Annotated in this window: 15 protein-coding genes; 7 read left to right on the top strand and 8 right to left on the bottom strand. The window is 64.9% G+C overall.

Annotated elements, in window-relative coordinates; genetic code table 11:
• Positions 1-7 precede the first annotated feature (7 nt).
• From FJ957_RS24175 to FJ957_RS24150, 6 genes are all read right to left on the bottom strand, one after another.
• Positions 8-1615, bottom strand: coding sequence for an FGGY-family carbohydrate kinase (locus FJ957_RS24175; protein ID WP_140835327.1), 1608 nt, complete (start codon positions 1613-1615; stop codon positions 8-10).
• 163 nt (positions 1616-1778) lie between these two features.
• Positions 1779-2507: an SDR family oxidoreductase gene (locus tag FJ957_RS24170; RefSeq protein WP_140835326.1), complete on the bottom strand. Its 729-nt coding sequence runs from the start codon at positions 2505-2507 to the stop codon at positions 1779-1781.
• A 24-nt stretch (positions 2508-2531) separates the two neighbouring features.
• Positions 2532-3788 carry a sugar ABC transporter permease gene (locus tag FJ957_RS24165; protein ID WP_140835325.1) on the bottom strand — a complete coding sequence of 419 codons (1257 nt, stop codon included), beginning with the start codon at positions 3786-3788 and terminating at the stop codon, positions 2532-2534.
• The gene (locus FJ957_RS24160) at positions 3785-4621 is read right to left on the bottom strand and encodes an ATP-binding cassette domain-containing protein (protein ID WP_140835324.1); all 837 of its coding nucleotides are present in this window, start codon (positions 4619-4621) and stop codon (positions 3785-3787) included. The genes FJ957_RS24165 and FJ957_RS24160 overlap by 4 nt, the downstream gene beginning before the upstream one ends.
• A 66-nt stretch (positions 4622-4687) precedes the next feature.
• A complete protein-coding gene (locus FJ957_RS24155; RefSeq protein ID WP_140835323.1) occupies positions 4688-5767 on the bottom strand; it encodes a sugar ABC transporter substrate-binding protein in 1080 nt (359 codons plus the stop codon).
• A 324-nt stretch (positions 5768-6091) separates the two neighbouring features.
• On the bottom strand, positions 6092-6976 hold the full coding sequence (locus FJ957_RS24150) for an AraC family transcriptional regulator (protein ID WP_140705267.1): 885 nt from the start codon (positions 6974-6976) through the stop codon (positions 6092-6094).
• A gap of 268 nt (positions 6977-7244) precedes the next feature.
• Between FJ957_RS24150 and FJ957_RS24145 the strand changes: the two genes are divergently transcribed.
• Positions 7245-8405, top strand: coding sequence for a glycoside hydrolase family 25 protein (locus FJ957_RS24145; RefSeq protein ID WP_140835322.1), 1161 nt, complete (start codon positions 7245-7247; stop codon positions 8403-8405).
• 6 nt (positions 8406-8411) lie between these two features.
• On the opposite strand, the gene FJ957_RS24140 is transcribed toward FJ957_RS24145, so the two are convergent.
• On the bottom strand, positions 8412-9254 hold the full coding sequence (locus FJ957_RS24140; protein WP_140835426.1) for an AraC family transcriptional regulator: 843 nt from the start codon (positions 9252-9254) through the stop codon (positions 8412-8414).
• Between the two features lie 247 nt (positions 9255-9501).
• Between FJ957_RS24140 and FJ957_RS24135 the strand changes: the two genes are divergently transcribed.
• The 6 genes from FJ957_RS24135 (at position 9502) to FJ957_RS24110 (ending at position 18499) form a co-directional block, all read left to right on the top strand.
• Complete coding sequence (locus FJ957_RS24135) at positions 9502-10968, top strand: alpha-glucosidase/alpha-galactosidase (protein WP_140835321.1); 1467 nt, start codon at positions 9502-9504, stop codon at positions 10966-10968.
• Positions 10969-11074: 106 nt separating this feature from the next.
• On the top strand, positions 11075-13153 hold the full coding sequence (locus FJ957_RS24130; protein WP_140835320.1) for an ABC transporter substrate-binding protein: 2079 nt from the start codon (positions 11075-11077) through the stop codon (positions 13151-13153).
• Between the two features lie 111 nt (positions 13154-13264).
• Positions 13265-14272, top strand: a complete 1008-nt coding sequence (locus FJ957_RS24125; protein ID WP_140835319.1) for an ABC transporter permease — start codon at positions 13265-13267, stop codon at positions 14270-14272.
• Positions 14273-15427, top strand: a complete 1155-nt coding sequence (locus FJ957_RS24120; protein WP_140835318.1) for an ABC transporter permease — start codon at positions 14273-14275, stop codon at positions 15425-15427.
• 9 nt (positions 15428-15436) lie between these two features.
• Complete coding sequence (locus FJ957_RS24115) at positions 15437-17107, top strand: ABC transporter ATP-binding protein (protein ID WP_140835317.1); 1671 nt, start codon at positions 15437-15439, stop codon at positions 17105-17107.
• 21 nt (positions 17108-17128) lie between these two features.
• Entirely contained in the window at positions 17129-18499 is a 1371-nt protein-coding gene (locus tag FJ957_RS24110; protein WP_140835316.1) for an alpha-glucosidase/alpha-galactosidase, read from the top strand.
• Here the strand turns inward: FJ957_RS24110 and purD are convergent, their stop codons facing one another.
• Positions 18500-19774 (bottom strand): phosphoribosylamine--glycine ligase, encoded by a 1275-nt coding sequence (gene purD / locus FJ957_RS24105; RefSeq protein ID WP_140835315.1) that lies wholly within the window; start codon positions 19772-19774, stop codon positions 18500-18502.
• Between the last annotated feature and the right edge of the window lie 93 nt (positions 19775-19867).

Here is a 19867-nt window from a genome sequence, read left to right as displayed (position 1 = left end):
CGATCCCTCAGCGTATCCTGCGACCCACCGCCTGCAGCGCCAGAAAGGCCTCGTAGCGACGATCGTGCCACGTCCGCATGGCATCGGTCGCCGGCTTGAAAACATCACCAAGCCGGGACATGGCAGGCATGGCGGTCGAAAGGTCCCCATACCGGCCGGATGCCACCGCTCCCAGCATCGCTGCACCGAGCAGCACCGGCTCGGGCGACTGCGAGGCGGCGACCGGCAGGCCGGCGGCGTCGGCGAGCAGCTGGCGCACCAGCGGCGACTGGCCGGCGCCGCCGCTGATGACGATGGTGTCGACGGCAAGACCGGATGAGGCCATCGCCGCCACGATCTGACGCACGCCATAGCCGAGGCCGCAAAGCCCGGCGGCATAAAGGCCGACGAGACTTTCGACGGAACGGTCGGTGCCGAGTCCGGCGATCAGGCCGCGCGCATCCGGATCCGCCAAGGGCGAACGATTGCCGAGGAATTCGGGTACGACATGGATGCTTCCCGCGAGCGTGGCGGCAGCCGACAGGTCGGACGAAGCCGCCGTGGCGGCCGCGGCCAGCCAATCGACCAGCGATTTGCCTTCAGCCGCGGCGCGCGCGGAAGCCTCCGCTGCGGCCGGATGGAAACGCACCAGCAGATCGATCGCCGCCCCGGCCGCCGACTGACCGCCCTCGCTCAGCCAGAACCCCGGCACCATGGCGCAATAATAGGGTCCCCATACGCCCGGCACAAAGGCCGGACCTTCGCTGCTTGCCATGGTGCAGGCCGAGGTGCCGAGCACATAGGCCACGCGCGAGGCAATGGTACCGGCATCGCCGGCAGCGCCCACCGTGCCGACGCCGCCGGCATGGGCATCGATCAGCCCGGCGGCCACGATCGTGCCCGCAACCAGTCCCAGTTCGGCCGCAGCCTTCTCCGTCAGCCCGGCGCCAAGCGCCGTGCCCGGATCGACCGCTTCGGTGCCGATACGGACAAAACCTTCGTCGGCAAGTTCGCCGAGCCCCACCGCATGGAAATAGCTGTCGTCCCAGCGCCGCTCGTGGCCGAGATAGGTCCATTTGCAGGAAAGCGTGCAGACCGAACGGGCAAGGCTGCCCGTGGCGCGCCAGGTCAGGTAATCGGCAAGGTCGAAGAAATGGCTTGCCCCGGCGAAGGTCGCGGGCAGGTTCTCCTTCAGCCACAAAAGCTTCGGCGTCTCCATCTCCGGCGAAATGACGCCGCCGACATAGTCGAGGACCGGATGCCGCAGGGCGTTGATGCGCCTGGTCTGGTCGAGGGCGCGATGGTCCATCCAGACGATGATGTTTCGATCGCTGTCTCCCGAACGGCCGACCGGCAAGGGCTTGCCATCGTCGCCGACCACCACCAGGGAACAGGTCGCGTCGAAGCCGATGCCGCCGATTTCCCGGGGATCGATGCCCGACTTCCCGACCGCCTCGCGCACGCTGGCGCACACCGCCTGCCAGATGTCGCGGCTCGACTGCTCGGCGATCTCGCCGGGCTCGACGAACAGCGCGATGTCGCGCTTGGCGGAAGCCAGCAGTTCGCCGCGCTCATCGAAGACGCCGGCGCGCGTGCTGCCGGTGCCGACATCGATGCCGAGAAAGTGGGAAGGCATGGGAACCTCAAAGGTAGGGCAATAGGGCAGTAGGGCAGTAGGGCAGTAGGGCAGTAGGGCAGTAGGGCAGTAGGAAGATTGTCAGTCGTGAGCGGTCGGTCGCAAGAGCAGAGGTCCTTTCCCTACCCCCCTACTCCCCTACTCCCCTACTGCCTTATTCCCCTCACAAATCATTGCTCTGCGGCAGGATCACCAGATCGCGAATGGTGATGTTTCTCGGCCGCGTGAGCATGAACAGGACGGCGTCCGCGACCTCGGTGGGCTGCATCAGCCCGCCGGCCGCCAACTCGTCCTCGAGCTTCTGCTTCGGCCAGTCGCTGATCAGCGCCGTCACCACCGGGCCGGGAGCCACGGCGCCGACGCGCAGGCCATGCTTGGCGACCTGCCGGCGCAGCGTGTGGACGAAGGCCTGGATGGCGTGCTTGGAGGCCGTGTAGACCGGCTCCCAGACGACCGGAACGAGGCCGGCAATGGAACTGGTGACGACGATGTCGCCGGTCTTGCGGCCGACCATGTGCGGCAGCACCGCGTGTACCGAGCGGAACACCGAGTTGATGTTGAGGTTCAGCATGCGGTCCCAGGCGTCTGGATCGCCGTTGAGGATCTCGCCGCCGACATAGGAGCCGGCATTGGCATGGAAGATGTCGAGCTGGCCGGTCTTTTCGAGGATGCCGGGCAGCATGGTCGCCACGCTGGCGGGGCTGGTGAGGTCGACCACCAGCGGGATCGCGCCGTCGCCGAGCTCGGCGACCACCTCCTTCAGCCTGTCCTGCGCGCGATCGACCAGCACGACGCGGGCGCCGGCGGCAAGCATCGCCCTGGCGCATTCGAGGCCGATGCCCGATGCCGCGCCGGTGACCGCGGCGACTTTTCCCGAAAGATCTTGAGCCATGTGTACCCTTCTCGTTTGAACTGTTCAGGCGCGGCCGTGCGAAGCACGGGAACGGCGCGCGAGGGAGTCGACGATCACGGCGATGGCCAGAACGGCACCGGTGATCATGTAGCGAAGCGACGAGGACAGATCGAGCAGCGTCAAGCCGCTGGCGATCGACTGGATGACGATGATGCCGAGCAGGGCGGAATAGGCGCTGCCGCGGCCGCCGAACAGGCTGGTTCCGCCGATGACCGCGGCCGCGATGGCGTTCAGGTTGACGTCACCGGTGCCGGCCTGCTGGCTGGCTGAAGCGAGCCGGGCGGCGGCCAGCACGCCGCCCAGCGCGGCGAAGAGCGAGCACAGCGCGAAGGCGCTGAGGTAGATGGCGCGCACCTTGATGCCGGCGCGCCGCGCCGCCTCGCGGTTGCCGCCGACGGCGGTCATCGAACGCCCCCATTTGGTCCGGGTGAGCGCATAGTTCATCGCCACGACGAGGCCGACGAACAGGCCGAACATCCATGGGATGCCGCGCGACTGGTTCAGGTAGGCGACGATCAGCTCGAGGCCGATGGTTATGGCGGCGACGCGCAGGATGAGCCCGGCGGCGGACGGCGTCGACAGGTTAGCCGCGCGGCGGCGCGCGAAGGTGCGAAGCCCGCTGACCAGCAGCGCCAGGCCAGGGATCGCCGCCAGCAAGTGCGAGACCCATTTCGGCATCACCATGAGCTGGCCGAAATCCACCAAAGCGGAGCCATAGGGCAGGTTGATCGAGCCGGTCGAGCCGAGGATGTAGAGCTGCATGCCCAGCACCGCGAGCAGGCCGGCGAGCGTCGAGACGAAGCTCGGCATGCCGAGGCGGTTGAACAGCAAGGCATAGAGCGAGCCGATCAGGGCGCCAAAGGCCAGCGCTGCGAGGATCGCCAGCGCGACCGGCCAGCCCTGATTGACCCAGAGCGTGCCGACCATCGCCGAAGCAAAGCCGCTGATCGAGCCGACCGAGAGGTCGATCTCGCCGACCATCAGCACGCAGACGATGCCGAGCGCGATGACACCGACCGTCGAGCAGTCGAACAGGAGATTGACCAGATTGCTGCTGGAAACGAAGACCGGATTGAGACTGGTGAACACGGTCCAGATGACGACGAGGCCGACGATGACCGGCAGCGAGCCGAGATCGCCGCTGCGCACGCGGTCGAGGAAGGCGCGGACCGCTCCACTGAGGCCTGCCTCATGCTTCACGCGCGCATCGGCGCGGTCGAGCGCCATCGGCGCGGGAGCGCCTTGCTTGACGTCCGTCATGGGCGTTGCTCCCCGGCCTGTACGCTACCGGGTTGGTCGCGTTCCATGCGCAGGCGCTCGGCGCGCCGAGACACCGCGTTGTTGGACGCGCCGGTGATGGCGCTCACCAGGTCCTGGTTCGAGGCGTCGGGCTCGAAGACGCCGTTGTTGCGCCCCAGCCTGAGCACCACGATACGGTCGGCGACGGCGCGGACATCTTCCATGTTGTGGCTGATCATCACGACGCCGAGGCCGCGCGCGCGGACGCGGTCGATAAGGTTGAGCACCTCCGCGGTCTGGGCAACGCCAAGGGCCGCGGTCGGCTCGTCGAGCAGGATGAGCTTCGGTTCGAGCAGCAACGAGCGCGCGATGGCGACGGTCTGGCGCTGGCCGCCGGACAGCGAGACCACCGCCTCGCGCACGCTCGGGATGCGCGCCGACAATTCGTTGAGCAGCGTCCAGGCGCGCATCTCCATCGCCACCTCGTCCAGCCGAAGCGGGCTGAGTTCGTTGCCCAGGAAAATGTTTGCGACGACGTCGAGGTTCTCGCAGAGTGCGAGGTCCTGGAACACCGTGGCGATGCCAAGCGTCAGCGCCGCGCGCGGGTCGGGCAGCGTCACCGCCCTGCCGCGGAAATTGATCGTTCCCGAGCTCGGCTGATGCACGCCGGCAAGGATCTTGACCAGCGTCGACTTTCCGGCGCCGTTGTCGCCGACCAGCGCGACGACCTCGCCGGCATGGACGTCGAAGTCGATATCGGTCAGCGCCGAAACGGCGCCGAAATTCTTCGATATGCCGCGCAGGCTGAGCACCAGCTCGCCGACGGAAGCCGATCTTTCGGAATTCTCACTCATGCGCCGCCTTTCGTGACAGTCGTCCTCGGGCATCCGGCCGCCGACGGGCGGCCGGATGCCATATGATCAGTTGGTGATGCCGAGCTTCTTGCAGCCCTCGGCATAGCGGTCGACGCACAGCTCGGCGGCCGTGTTGATCTTCTTGTCGATGATCTCGGCCTTGAGGTTCTCCTGCGTCACCACCGCCGGCGTGAAGAGCTGCGAGGGCGTGTCGTAAAGCGTCATCTCGGCCTTCGGCGTCTCGCCCGACAACAGCTTGACGGCCACGTTGGCCGCGGCGGCCGCGACGATTTCGCTCGGCTTGGAGATGGTGTTGTACTGGTCGCACGCGATGATCAGCTGCAGCGCCGCGATCGTCGCGTCGTTGCCGGTCACCGGCGGAACCGGATCGACGCCGGCCGCCTTGAAGGCGGCAATCGCGCCGCCGCCGGTGCCGTCATTGGCGGCAACGACGCCGAGGATCTTGGCGCCAAAGCGCGTGACCTGGCCGCTGGCCCATTGCTGGGCCTTCGGCGGCGCCCATTCCGGCGTGTCGAACTCGGCCAGGATCGGATAGCCGCTGTTGTCGAGGCCCTCGTGGATGCCCTTCTTGATCAGGCCCGCGGCAGCGTCGGTCGGCGAGCCGTTGATCTGCAGCAGGCCGCCGCCGGCCGGGTCGACCTTGAGCGCTTTCAGATGCTCGACCAGTGAATCCGCGATCGCCTTGCCGATACCTTCATTGTTGAAGGACACATAGAAATCTGCCGGCGCAGTCGGGATCGGCCGGTCATAGGCGATGACCTTGACGCCCTGGCTCTGCGCAAGCTTGACCAGCGAGGCGGCGGCTGTCGAATCCACGGGATCGAGGACGATCGCCTTGGCGCCCTGCGAGATCACAGAATTGAACTGCTGCTGCTGGCGCGCCGCATCGGCATCGGCGTTCTGGTAGATCACCTTGCAGCCCGGGCAGAGCTTCTTCATCTCGGCGACGAAGCCGGGATAGTCGTGCTGCTCGTAGCGGGTCGACGCCTGGTCGGGCATCAGGAAGGCAATTGTGGCGTCGGTGACCGTGTCGGCGAATGCCGCCGTGGTGCCGAGCAGCGAGAGCGCGAACGCGGCGATTGTCGATTTCAAGGCAAACGGCGATTTCCATGCATATCTGGTCATTCGAATGTCTCCGTTTTCAAGCAATGGTTTCATGAGGACCTGCGCGATGGCTGGCGCGTCAGGCCTTGACTGCATGTCGAACTGTTGGAAGGAGTATGACCGGCGGCGGCCAAGGATCGATCCGATCCCGGTAAGCCGCGCGAACATCCTCCTGAACGTGCTGGATTTCAGGATAAACGATCCCCAGCACAGGGTGACCTGCACCCCGCATCCTTCCTTCCCTGAATGTCTCTTTGTTTGACGCAATTCCGGACGGAGGCTACGGCAAGATCGCCGCGTTCAACCGCTTCGCAATTGCTCTAAGCTCCTCCCGCTTCCTCCCTGTTAGGCGGCAATCTCCGCGTTGATGTTCTCAGCCAGCAAGGCCCTGAAGCGCGAAGGCGACATGCCCTTCTGCGCCAGGAACTGGCGGTTGAAATTCGAGATGTTGTTGTAGCCGGCGGCGTAGCAGATTTCAGTGATCGACATCTGCGCCTCGCTCATCAGCAGCTGACAGGCGAGGTTGATGCGCAGCCGGTTGACATACTGCACCAGCGCCATTCCGGTATGCCGTCGGAAGCTGCGCGAGAAGGCGCTCGGGCTGCGCCCGGCAATCTCGGCCAAAGTGCCTTCGCTGAAGGGCTCGGTCAGGTGGCAGTTGATATAGGCGAGCGCCTGGTTGATGCCGGCCGACATGAAGCCGGACGGGTCGGGCAGATAGCCCGCGCTGGCCAGCGTGCGGACGTCGCCGGCGCGGTTCAAGATATCGAGCACGGCCATGAACAGCGACAGGCGGCGCACGCCCTGCGCCTCGGTAAGCTCCGCCAGCAAGGGCGCCGCGAGCTCAGCCGTCGCCGCCGAGAACAGCGCGCCGCGGCGGCTGGTTTCGAGGATGCCGGCGCAGGCGGCAAGTTCGGGCAATGCGGCGGAAGCCTCGGCGATGAATTCTTCCGAGAACTGGACGACGCGGCCGCGCAGCGGCACGGTTTCGCCCGGCGGCACGTCGCTGACCCAGTTGTGCGGCAGGTTGGGCCCGGTGAGCACCAGATTGCCCGGCTCGAACTCGCCGATGAAGTCGCCGACGAAATAGCGGCCGGTGGTGGCGACGACCAGATGCAGCTCGTATTCAGGATGGAAGTGCCAGCGCACAGTGCGGAAAGGATAGCCGTGGGCCCAGGCCTTGAACGACTCTCCCTGTCTGATCTGGACGACTTCCAGGTCCGGATTCATCTTCATTTTCCTCCCCGCGCGGGTCCGGTCTTGTGACCGGTTGCTGCGCTTCGTCAGGCAGACGCGTGTATTCCCACTGGCCGCCGTGATTGAAAGCTTAGGCGGCAATTGAAGCGCCTGCCACCACGGCTTGTCCACCCGACCGATACTTTTTTGACGTCCAGTGCAGACCGAAGCGGCCGATGACATAAACGATCGTCTGACCCCTGAAGCACTTCCTTAACCATAGCGGCTCAGGATCGTCCCCTGGTCAGTGGGGACACCCTGATTGAAAAAGCCGGCGCGCCCTCTTCGCCGCCTGGCGCTTCTCGCGGCGGCGGTTGCGCTGGGCACGGCGGCACAGGCCTCGGATTTCTCCGAGCCGTGGAAGAATGCCGGCCGCCCGCTGGTGATCGACGCCTACGAATACAATTCGATCGACTGGCAGCAGCTCGTCACCGACAAGCGCGTCGCCGGCTTCATCAACAAGGCGTCCGACGGGCTGCCGCCGCCCTATTTCTGCTTCGGCGCCGAGGCCGACGTCAAACTCTGCAAGGCGCAATGGAAGCGCTACGCGGTGACACGTGAGTTGTTCCAGACGCGCAAGGTGGTGGCCAAGGCGCTTGGCCTGAAATGGGGCGCCTATCACCTCGCCCGCCCCGGCAACCCGGTCGAGCAGGCCAACAATTTCATCGATTTCGCGGAACCGGCTCCGGATGAGCTGATGGCCCTCGACATCGAAGGCATCGACGCCACGCAATGGATGTCAATGGAGGACGCGGAGGAGTTCGTACGCCAGGTGCATCGCCGCCTCGGCCGCTTCCCGGTGCTCTATGTCAACGGCAAGACCGCCCAGTACATCGCCGAAAATCGCTACCAGTATCGGCTCTTGTCGCGGCTGCCGCTGTGGTACGCTCGCTACAAGCCGGACATCGACGTGCATTTCCCGATGGGCAACTGGCAGGGCTACGCGCTGTGGCAATTCTCGGCGCAGGCCAATTGCGGCCGTTTCTCCTGCCCTTACCGGGTGCCCGGCACGCCCCACGACATCGACGTCAACGTCGCGCCGATGAGCGCCGACGAATTGCGCCGGCAGTGGGCCTTCGGCGGGCTGATCGACGTGCCGACCGATTACCTGGCCTCGATCCCGGTGCCGCTGTCGCGCCAGGCGGCGCTCGCCGGGAAAGTCACCATCACCTATGCCGATGTGGCGACGCCGCCGACCGTCGAGGAGATGGTCGCGGTGCTCGGCGCGCGCTGGGAGAAATTCCGCGACGGGTTCCGCATGCCGGTGGTGAAGACGGTGCCGACGCGGCCGGGTTTCGGCATCGTGCAATATGTCGCCTGGAAACGGTCCGGGCAGCGCACGCCCGAACAGATCGACGCAGCGTTTGCCGCGGCGGCCGACCCGGTGAGCACCGCCTCGACGACGCTTGAGGCCAAGCGCTGAAATGCTTCAGCGGTGGCTGCCCAGGCTGGCATACATGCCGGTGGTGCGGAACTGCGTCGGGTTGATGCCGTAACAGCGGCGAAAGACCTTGGAGAAGTAGTTCGAGTCGTCGAAGCCGCACAGCACCGCGACTTCCTTGACCGGCAGGAAATCCGCCTTGGTCAGGAGTTTCGCCGCCCGCTGCAGTCGCTGCTGCAGGACGAATTCGGCCGGCGGCAGTCCTTCGCTCTCGGCGAAGCAGCGCGAGAAATGGGCGCGGCTGAGGCCGCTGATTTCCACCAGCTCCGCCACCGGCAGCGGCTTGTCGAGATTGGCGTTGATGTGGTCGATGACGGGCTGCATGGCGCTCTGCTTTTCGGCGAAGGCGTGCGAGCCGAAGACGTCGTCGTAGAGCGCCATCGCCGCCTCATAGGCGATCGCCGAGGCGGCGCCGGGCGAAGCCGCACCCTTGATCAGGCGCAGGCTGCAATCGGCAAGGTGATCGATGGTCGCCGGCTGCAGCCGGAATACCGGGCCCGAGACGCTGAGGATCGACTTGTGGATGCGCAGCGCCTCCTCGCCGTTCATCGAGATCCAGAAATATTCCCAGCGGTCGCCCTTCGCGAGCCAGTAGCGATGGTTGTGCGGCACCAGAACCAGCAGCGTGTCGTTCGCCTGCAGACGATAGTTGCGGCTCTCGTAGCGCAATTGGCCGGTGCCGCTGATCGTATGCTGGAGGACCGTGAACGGGGTCTGGCCGCGCTTCCTGCCGTCCCAGTCGTAGGCCTCGTCCTCGCGCAGCTCGTAGCCCGTGCTGGTCGGCATGGCATGCAGGCGCTGGCGGCCGCGCGGCAGCGAGATCGTGCGCATCAGCTTTCCGTTGGCGATCAGGTCCTGCAGCACAAAATTACCCTCGAAAGCATAATCCTTCTCTGGCCGCGCCGGCGAATAAGCGCATAATCCGGCCCTCAAGACGCGAAAGACCCGCGGTCGAGGAGCGGACGGGAGGAGAAAAGAGCCGGATTTCCGGCTTTGAGTGGCGGGCGCGCTGTTGCGTGCGGCCATATTCTCCCTTGCCGCTCCTTGCCTAGCATTCGATTGGATCGAGGTGAAGGTGATGAGTTTCAAAATCGCTATTATCGGCGCCGGCAGCGTCGGATTCACCAAGAAGCTGTTCACCGACATCCTGTGCGTGCCGGAATTCAAGGACATCGAATTCGCGCTGACCGATGTCAGCGAGCACAATCTGGCTATGATCAAGGCGATCCTCGACCGGATCGTCGAGGCGAACAGATTGCCGACCAGGGTGACGGCGACCACGAACCGTCGCGAGGCGCTGGAGGGCGCGCGCTACATCATCAGCTGCGTGCGCGTCGGCGGGCTCGAAGCCTATGCCGACGACATTCGCATCCCGCTCAAATATGGCATCGACCAATGCGTCGGCGACACGATCTGCGCCGGCGGCATTCTCTACGGCCAGCGCAACATTCCGGTGATCCTCGACTTCTGCCGGGATATTCGCGAGGTCGCCGATACCAACGCCAAGTTCCTCAACTATGCCAACCCCATGGCCATGAACACATGGGCGGCGATCGAGTACGGCAAGGTCGACACGGTCGGGCTCTGCCACGGCGTCCAGCACGGCGCCGAGCAGATCGCCGAGGTGCTCGGCGCGAAATCGCCCAAGGAGCTCGACTATGTCTGTTCCGGCATCAACCACCAGACCTGGTTCATCGAGCTCAGGCTGAACGCCCGGCCGATCGGCAAGGACGAGTTGGTCGCCGCCTTCGAGGCGCATCCGGTCTATTCGAAGCAGGAAAAGCTGCGCATTGATGTGCTGAAGCGCTTCGGCGTCTACTCGACCGAAAGCAACGGCCATCTCTCGGAATATCTGCCCTGGTACCGCAAGCGCCCCGAGGAGATCACGCGCTGGATCGACATGTCCGACTGGATCCATGGCGAGACAGGCGGCTATCTGCGCTACTCGACGGAAACCCGCAACTGGTTCGAGACGGAATATCCGCAATTCCTCGAAGCGGCGTCGAAGCCGATCGATCCGGCCAAGCGCTCCAACGAACACGCCAGCCACATTCTGGAAGCGCTTGAGACCAATCGCGTCTATCGCGGCCATTTCAACGTCAAAAACGACGGCGTGATCACCAACCTGCCGCAGGACGCCATCATCGAGTCGCCCGGCTTCGTCGACCGCTTCGGCATCAACATGGCCGCCGGCATCACGCTGCCCGAGGCCTGCGCGGCGACTTGCATGTCTTCGATCAACGTCCAGCGCATGTCGGTGCACGCGGCGATTTCCGGCGACATCGACCTGCTCAAGCTCGCCGTGCTGCACGATCCGCTGGTGGGCGCCGTGTCGACGCCGGAAGAAGTCTGGCAGATGGTGGACGAGATGGTCGTCGCCCAGGCTCAATGGCTGCCGCAATATGCGCATGCCGTTCCGGCGGCAAAGGAGCGGCTTTCGAAATCCAGGGTCAAGACCCGCGAATGGGCGGGCGCGGCGCGGCGGAGCGTGCGTTCGATCGAGGAATTGCGCGCCGAAAGGGCGGCGCTCAAACAGGCCGGCTGAAATCCCCGGCAAGCAGGCGGACGCGCAGGAGGCGCGTCCGGCGGATCGGCCGTCCAGAAAACAAGAGGCGGGCAGCAGCAGGCGTCAAAACAACTGGGAGGAGACGATGAGGACCTTACGCAGAATTGGCTTTGCCGCCGGACTGGCGATAAGCGTTGCCGTTCCGGCATACGCCTTCGCATCCGAGCCGACGATCCCGCCCGAGCCGGCGACGTTCCCGGCCGAGGGCAAGATCCACTATGTGGCGCGCGACTCCATCCTGGAGTTCAAGGCGCTGCCCGAATATCACGAGCCGGACTGGGTGACTGAGAGATACGTCAAGACCGGCAAGCTGCCGCCGGTCAAGGACCGGTTGCCCAAGGAGCCGCTGGTCTTCAAGACGGGCAACATGCCGGACGGCATCGGCGTCTATGGCGACACGATGCGCCATGTCATCGGCGGCCGGCCGGAAGGCTGGAACTACGGCGCAGGCCAGACGCAAGGTTGGGGCGGCATCGATATCGGCCTGTCCGAATGCCTGACGCGCACGGCGCCGCTGTTCCAGGTCGAAGCCAAGGACACCGAGCCGCTGCCCAACCTCGCCAAGAGCTGGGACTGGTCGAGCGACGGCCACAAGCTGACCATGCATCTGATCGAAGGCGCCAAATGGTCCGACGGCGCGCCCTTCAACGCCGACGACGTCATGTTCTACTGGGACGACGAGGTCGTCGATCCGAACGTCTCGCCGCTGAACGGCGCCACGCCGGAAACCTTCGGGGTCGGCACGACGCTGAAGAAGATCGATGACTACACCGTCGAGTGGACGTTCAAGGATGCCTTCCCGCGGCAGTATCTCTACGCGATGGCCTATGGCACCTTCTGTCCCGGCCCTTCGCATATCCTCAAGCCGCAGCATCCGAAATATTCGAAGAACACCTACGACCAGTTCAAGAACGCCTTCCCGCCCGAATATATGAACATGCCGGTGATGGGCGCCTGGGCGCCGGTGGAGTACCGGCCTGACGACATCATCGTCATGCGCCGCAACCCCTATTATTGGAAGGTCGACGAGAAGGGCAACCAGCTGCCCTACCTCAACGAGCTGCAATACAAGCTCTCGACCTGGGCCGACCGCGACGTGCAGGCTGTTGCCGGCTCGGGCGACTTCTCCAATCTCGAGCAGCCGGAAAACTTCGTCGCCTCGCTGAAGCGCGCGGCCGACCCGAGCGCGCCGGCCAGGCTGGCCTTCGGTCCGCGCCTCATCGGCTACAATCTGCGCATGAATTTTTCCGCCAATGGCTGGGGCAATCCCGACGAGCGCAGTCAGGCGGTGCGTGAATTGAACCGCAACGAGGATTTCCGCAAGGCGGTGACCATGGCGCTCGACCGCAAGGCGCTGGGCAACTCGCTGGTCAAGGGTCCGTTCACCGCCATCTATCCGGGCGGCTTCTCGTCGGGCACCAGCTTCTATGACCGCAAGTCGACCGTCTACTATCCGTTCGACCTCGAGGGCGCAAAAGCCTTGCTGGCCAAGGCCGGCCTCAAGGACACCGACGGCGACGGCTTCGTGAACTTCCCGGCCGGCACCGCCGGCGGCAAGAATGCCGAGATCGTGATGCTGGTCAACAACGACTACACCACCGACAAGAGTCTTGCCGAAGGCGTGGTCGCGCAGATGGAAAAGCTCGGCCTGCGCGTCGTGCTCAACGGGCTCAACGGCACGCAGCGCGATGCCTCGCAATACTCGGGCCGCTTCGACTGGCTGATCCGGCGCAACGACCAGGAACTCACGTCCGTGGTGCAGAACACCGAGCAGCTCGCGCCGGTCGGGCCGAAGACCAGCTGGAACCATCGCGCGCCGGAAAGCGGCGAGGTCGACCTGATGCCGTTCGAGAAGGACCTCGTCGACATCGTCAACAAGTTCGTCTCGACGCAGGACAACGACCAGCGCGCCAGCCTGATGCGGGATTTCCAGAAGATCTCGACCGAGCACGTCTACAATGTCGGCCTGACGGAATATCCTGGAGCGCTGATCGTCAACAAGCGCTTCTCAAACATCCCGCAGGGCACGCCGATCTTCATGTTCAACTGGGCCGAGGATTCGATCATCCGCGAACGCGTCTTCGTCGCGGCCGACAAACAGGCCAAGTATGAATTGTTCCCGCAGGAGCTTCCCGGCAAACCGGGTGACAAGGGTCCGATGTAAGGTTTACCTCCCAGACAAGAGACGTCCGGCCGCGTCGCGGCGCGGCCGGACAAACGAAACCTCCGAACGCGCCCCAGGCAGCGACCGGCCAAACAAGGAAGCGGACCGTCCATGCTGCGATTCCTGCTCATGCGCATAGCGTCGGCGCTTCCGGTCTTCGCAATCCTGAGCCTCGTCACCTTCGCCATCATCCAGGCGCCGCCCGGCGACTATGCCGATTACATCAAATCGCAGCTCATCAACCAGGGCGGTGCTTCCTACGCCGAAGCGGACGCGCAGGCCCAGGCCTATCGGAAAGAACATGGCCTCGATAAGCCGCTGCCAGTCCAGTATCTCAACTGGATCGGCGGCATCGTCACGCGCGGCGATTTCGGCTACAGCCTCTATTACAACAAGCCGGTGGCCGACGTGGTGGGCGAGCGGCTGCCGCGCACGCTGCTCTTGGCGCTGGTCTGCCATCTGCTCGCCTCGGTGCTCGGCATCAGCTTCGGCATATGGGCGGCGACGCGGCAGTATTCTTGGATCGACTCGACGCTTTCGGCGATCTCATTCCTCGGCATGACGGTGCCGCGCTTCCTGATGGCGCTGATCATCGTCTATCTGCTGGTCTTCCAGTTCAACGTCTCCGAGATCGGCTCGTTCTTTTCGCCGCAATATGGCGGCGCGCCGTGGTCGTGGGCGAAGTTCGTCGACCTGGTCAAGCATGTCTGGCCGGTGGTGGCGATCGCGACCTTCGGCGGCCTCGCCTACAACATGCGCGTCATGCGCGGCAACCTGCTCGACACGCTCAACGCGCAATATGTCGAGACGGCCAAGGCCAAGGGCCTGACCGGCGGCGCGGTCGTCATGCGCCATGCCGTGCCCAACGCGCTGCATCCGCTGGTGATGTATCAGGGCGTGGTGCTGCCCTATATGCTGACCGGCGAGATCGAGACGGCGATCATCTTCGCGCTGCCCACCGTCGGTCCGGCGATCGTCGGTTCCATGGCGGTCGGCGACGTCTATGTCACGGCGACTTTCATGATGGTGCTCTCGGCGACGCTGATCGTCGGCAATATCATCGCCGACATGCTGCTCGTCCTGCTCGACCCGCGCATCCGCCAGTTCGGGGAGCGCTAGATGCTGGCCCGCGATCCCTCACCTCCGCACCCATCCCTTACGCCCTTGCCGGCCGAAGGCGTAACCAAAGCCGAAGCCGCGCATGGCAATGAGAGCTACATCGCGCTCGTCTGGCGCCGGCTGAAGCGCTCCTGGACCGGCATGGCCGGGCTTTGGCTGGTCGTCCTGCTGCTGGTCATGGCGGTGTTCGCCGAATTCCTGGCGCCAATGGACCCCAAGGCGACCGACGTCGCCTTCGCTCCGCCGCAGGCCCTTGTTTTCCATGACAAGGACGGCAATTTCGTCGCGCGGCCGCGGGTCTATGCGCTGGCCGATTCGGCCGATCTCGATCCGGTCACCTTCCAGCCGATCGTCGGCCCCGACTACGACCATCCGCGGCTGCTCGGTTTCTTCGTTGAGGGCGCGCCCTACAAGCTCTTCGGGCTCATCCCGATGAACCGGCACTTCTTTTCCTCGATGGACGGCCAGCCGGTGCATTTCCTCGGCACCGACAAGTTCGGCCGCGACGTGCTGTCGCGCGCCATCCACGGCTCGCGCGTGTCGCTGATGATCGCGCTGACGGTGGTCTTCATCATCACGGTCATCGGCACCAGCGTCGGCATGATCTCCGGCTATTTCGGCGGCCGGTTCGACGTCTGGATGCAGCGCTTCGTCGAGCTTGTGCTCGCCTTCCCGCAACTGCCGCTCTATCTGGCCCTGACGACGCTGATCCCGGTCACGGCACCGACGAATGTCTTCCTCGCCTTCGTCATCATCGTCATGTCGGCGCTGGGCTGGGCGCAGATGTCGCGCGAGGTGCGCGGCAAGACGCTGGCGCTGGCGCGCATCGACTATGTGCGCGCCGCCATGGCGGTCGGCGCCACCGACCGGCGCATCATCATGCAGCACATCTTCCCCAATGTGATGAGCCATGTGATCGTCGCCGTGACGCTGGCGATCCCGACGGTGGTGCTGCTCGAATCCTTCCTCGGCTTCCTCGGCTTCGCGGTGAAGCCACCGCTGATCTCATGGGGCCTGATGCTGCAGGACACCGCGACCTATTCGGTCATCGGCACCTATCCGTGGATCCTGTCGCCGGTCGGCTTCGTGCTGATCACCGTCTTTGCCTTCAACGCGCTGGGCGACGGTCTGCGCGATGCCGTCGATCCCTATTGAGGTGGCCGGATGACGACGATCGCGCTCGCAGACAATTTCGCGCCGGCCGTCCGGCATGATCATAGCGGTCGCCATGATCAGCCCGTGATCGACGCCCGCAACATCGAGGTCGCCTTCAAGGTCGAGCACGGCACCGTCGAGGCGGTGAAGGACGTCTCGTTCCAGCTCTATCGCGGCGAGACGATCGCGATCGTCGGCGAGTCCGGCTCCGGCAAGTCGGTGACGGCGCGCACTGTCATGGGGCTGCTGTCGCGCCGCGCGACGGTGTCGCCGCGGTCGAGCGTCGACTATCTCGGGCAGAACATCCTGAAGTTCCCGGAGAGCTCACGGCGCAAGCTGCGCGGCAACCGCATCTCGATGATCTTCCAGGAGCCGATGAGCTCGCTCAACCCGATCTACACGGTCGGCGGCCAGATCGTCGAAGCGATCCGGGCGCACCGCAAGATGAGCCGCAGGCAAGCCTGGGCGCACGCGCTCGAACTCCTGCGGCATGTCCAGATCCCCGAGCCGGAGGCGCGGTTGAAGCAATATCCCCACCAGCTCTCTGGCGGCCAGCGCCAGCGCGTCATGATCGCCATGGCCTTGGCCAACGACCCCGACGTGCTGATCGCCGACGAGCCGACCACGGCGCTCGACGTCACCGTGCAGGCGCAGATCCTCAACCTCATTCGCAATCTTCAGAAAGAGCTGAAGATGGCGGTGATCCTGATCACCCACGACCTCACCGTGGTGCGCAAGTTCTCCGACTACGTCTATGTCATGCAGCATGGCGAGATGCGCGAGCACAACGTCACCGAGCGGCTCTTCGCCAATCCCCAGCATCCCTACACGCAGCGGCTGCTCGCCTCCGAGCCGCGCGGGCGGCCAAAGCCGCTGCCGGAGGGCAGCGGCACGATCCTCGAGGCGAACGGCGTGCGCGTCTGCTTCATGCTGCGCCACGGCTCTTTCCTCAAGCCGGACTGGCGTGAGCTGGTCGCGGTCGACGACCTCGACCTGAAGCTTTGCCGTCACGAGACGCTGGGACTGGTCGGCGAATCCGGCTCCGGCAAGACCACGTTCGGCCAGGCGCTGCTCAGACTGCAGGACGCCAAACGCGGCGAGATCCGCTTCGACGGCCAGCCGATCGAGAAGCTGACGCGCGCCGGGATGCGGCCGCTGCGCTCGCGCATGCAGATCGTGTTCCAGGATCCTTTCTCCTCGCTCAACCCGCGCATGACGATCGGCCAGATCATCGAGGAAGGGCTGGTCGTCAACCGGTTGGGCGCGACGCGGCGCGAGCGGGTCGAGCGGGTACGCCAGGCGCTGGCCAGCGCCGGCATGCCCGGCAATATCCTGTCGCGCTTCCCGCATGAATTCTCCGGCGGCCAGCGGCAGCGCATCGCGATCGCGCGCGCCATCGCACTGGAGCCCGAATTCATCCTGCTCGACGAGCCGACATCGGCGCTCGACCTTTCGGTGCAAGCGCAGATCATCGACCTGTTGCGCAAGCTGCAGGACGAGCGCGGCCTGAGCTACCTCTTTATCTCGCACGACCTCAAGGTGGTGCGGGCGCTGTGCCACCGCGTCATCGTCATGCAGCATGGCAAGATCGTCGAGCAGGGACCCGTCGACGAGGTCCTTTCCAATCCCAAGACCGCCTACACAGAACGGCTCGTCAGGGCTGCTTTCGACGTGGCTTAGAGAAGTGCCGGAGGCTTTAAAGTGGCAAGAAATCCCAGGATCGCGTTCATCGGTGCGGGCTCGACGGTGTTCATGAAGAACATCGTCGGCGACGTGCTGCAGCGGCCGGCGCTGTCCGGCGCCACCATCGCATTGATGGACATCAATCCGCAGCGGCTGGAAGAGAGCGCCGTCGTCGTCAACAAGCTGATCGCGACGCTCGGCGTCAAGGCGAAGGTGGAGACCTATTTGGACCAGCGCAAGGCGCTCTCCGGCGCCGACTTCGTCGTCGTCGCCTTCCAGATCGGCGGCTACGAGCCCTGCACCGTCACCGATTTCGAGGTGCCGAAGAAATACGGCTTGCGCCAGACGATCGCCGATACGCTCGGCGTCGGCGGCATCATGCGGGGCCTGAGGACCGTGCCGCATCTATGGACAATCTGCGAGGACATGCTCGCCGTCTGCCCGGCGGCGATCATGCTGCAATATGTCAACCCGATGGCGATCAACACCTGGGCGATCGCCGAGAAATATCCCCAGATCAAGCAGGTCGGGCTTTGCCACTCGGTGCAGGGCACGGCGATGGAACTGGCCCACGACCTCGACCTTCCCTATGAGGAGATCCGCTATCGCTCGGCCGGCATCAACCACATGGCGTTTTATCTCAAGTTCGAGCATCGCCAGCCCGACGGCAGCTACCGCGACCTCTATCCCGACCTCGTGCGTGCCTATCGCGAGGGCCGCGCGCCGAAGCCCGGCTGGAACCCGCGCTGCCCGAACAAGGTGCGCTACGAGATGCTGACCCGGCTCGGCTATTTCGTCACCGAAAGCTCCGAGCATTTCGCGGAGTACACGCCCTATTTCATCAAGGACGGCCGCCCCGACCTGATCGAGAAATACGGCATTCCGCTCGACGAATATCCAAAACGCTGTATCGAGCAGATCGAGCGCTGGAAAGGCCAGGCGGAAGCCTACCGCTCGGCCGACCGGATCGAAGTCGAGCAGTCCAGGGAATATGCCTCCTCGATCATGAATTCGGTCTGGACCGGCGAGCCGTCGGTGATCTACGGCAATGTGCGCAACAATGGCTGCATCACCTCGCTGCCTTTCGATTGCGCGGCGGAAGTGCCCTGCCTGGTCGATGCTTCCGGGATCCAGCCCACTTACATTGGCGATCTGCCGCCGCAACTCACGGCGCTGATCCGCACCAACATCAACGTGCAGGAACTGACGGTGCGGGCGCTGATGAGCGAGAACCGCGAGCACATCTACCATGCGGCGATGATGGACCCGCATACCGCGGCTGAGCTCGACCTCGACCAGATCTGGTCACTGGTCGACGACCTGCTTGCCGCTCACGGCGACTGGCTGCCGGCCTGGACACGCAAGGGCAGCAGGAGCAAGGCCGCCTGATCAGGCGGCGCCCTTCTCGCGCTCGACAGCGCGCCAGCCGATGTCGTGGCGGTAAAAGCCCTGCGGCCAGTCGATGCGATCGATCGCCGCGTAGGCCTTTGCCTGCGCCTCGCCGACGGTGGCGCCCAAAGCGGTGACGTTGAGCACGCGGCCGCCATTGGCGACCAGCGCGCCGCCGTTGATGGCAGTGCCGGCATGGAAGACCTGGACGCCTTCCATCTTGTCGAGACCGCGGATGACGGAGCCCTTTTCCGGCGTGCCCGGATAGCCCCTCGCCGCCATCACCACGGTCAACGCCGTCTCGTCGCTCCAGCGCACCGACATATGCGCGAGCTGGCCGTCGACGGCGGCGTTGAGCAGGACGAGCAGGTCGTCCTTCAGCCGCATCATCAGCACCTGGCATTCGGGATCACCGAAGCGGGTGTTGTACTCGATCAGCTTCGGCCCGCTGTCGGTGATCATCAGGCCGGCGAAGAGGATGCCGGCGAAGGGCGCGCCGATATTGGCCATGCCGCGCATGGTCGGCTCGACGATCTCGCGCATGGTGCGCTCGGTCATTTCAGGCGTCATCACCGGCGCCGGCGAATAGGCGCCCATGCCGCCGGTGTTCGGCCCGGTATCGCCGTCGCCGACGCGCTTGTGGTCCTGCGCGGTGCCGAAGGGCAGCGCCGTGGCGCCGTCGCAAAGGCAGAAGAAGCTCGCCTCCTCGCCGGTCAGATACTCCTCGACCACCACCTCGGCGCCGGCGGCGCCGAAAGCGCCGTCGAAACAGGCCTCCAGCGCGGCATTCGCCTCGTCCAAGGTCATGGCGATGGTGACGCCCTTGCCGGCGGCAAGGCCGTCGGCCTTGATGACGATCGGCGCGCCGGTCTGCTCGACATAGGCCTTTGCCGAGGCAAGGTCGCTGAAGCGGCCATAGGCGGCGGTCGGAATGTTGAACTTCGCGCAAAGATCCTTGGTGAAGCCCTTCGAGCCCTCGAGCCGCGCCGCCGCCTTGGAGGGACCGAAGACGCGGATGCCCCAGGCGCGCAGGTCGTCGGCGATGCCGGCCACCAGCGGACCTTCCGGACCGACCACGACCAGGTCGATCTTCTTCTCCTGGCAGAAGGAGGCGACGGCGGAGTGGTCGGCGACGTCGAGCTTGACCAGCTCGGCGACACGGCCGATGCCCGGATTGCCTGGCGAGGCGTAGAGCTTCGTCAGCAGCGGCGAGGCGGCCATCTTCCAGGCGAGCGCATGTTCGCGGCCACCCGAGCCGAGAAGAAGAACATTCATGGCCACCTCTTGCTGCCGATCGTCCTCGTCGAGAGAACCCGCTATTGGTCCGCGGGCGATGGGTCAAGGCATCTTGGCATTTTGGCGGCAATT

It is taken from the genome of Mesorhizobium sp. B2-4-6 (assembly GCF_006442775.1).
Classification (GTDB): domain Bacteria; phylum Pseudomonadota; class Alphaproteobacteria; order Rhizobiales; family Rhizobiaceae; genus Mesorhizobium.
Note: the sequence above shows the minus strand (reverse complement) of the source record. Positions and strands in the feature narration are given on the sequence as shown.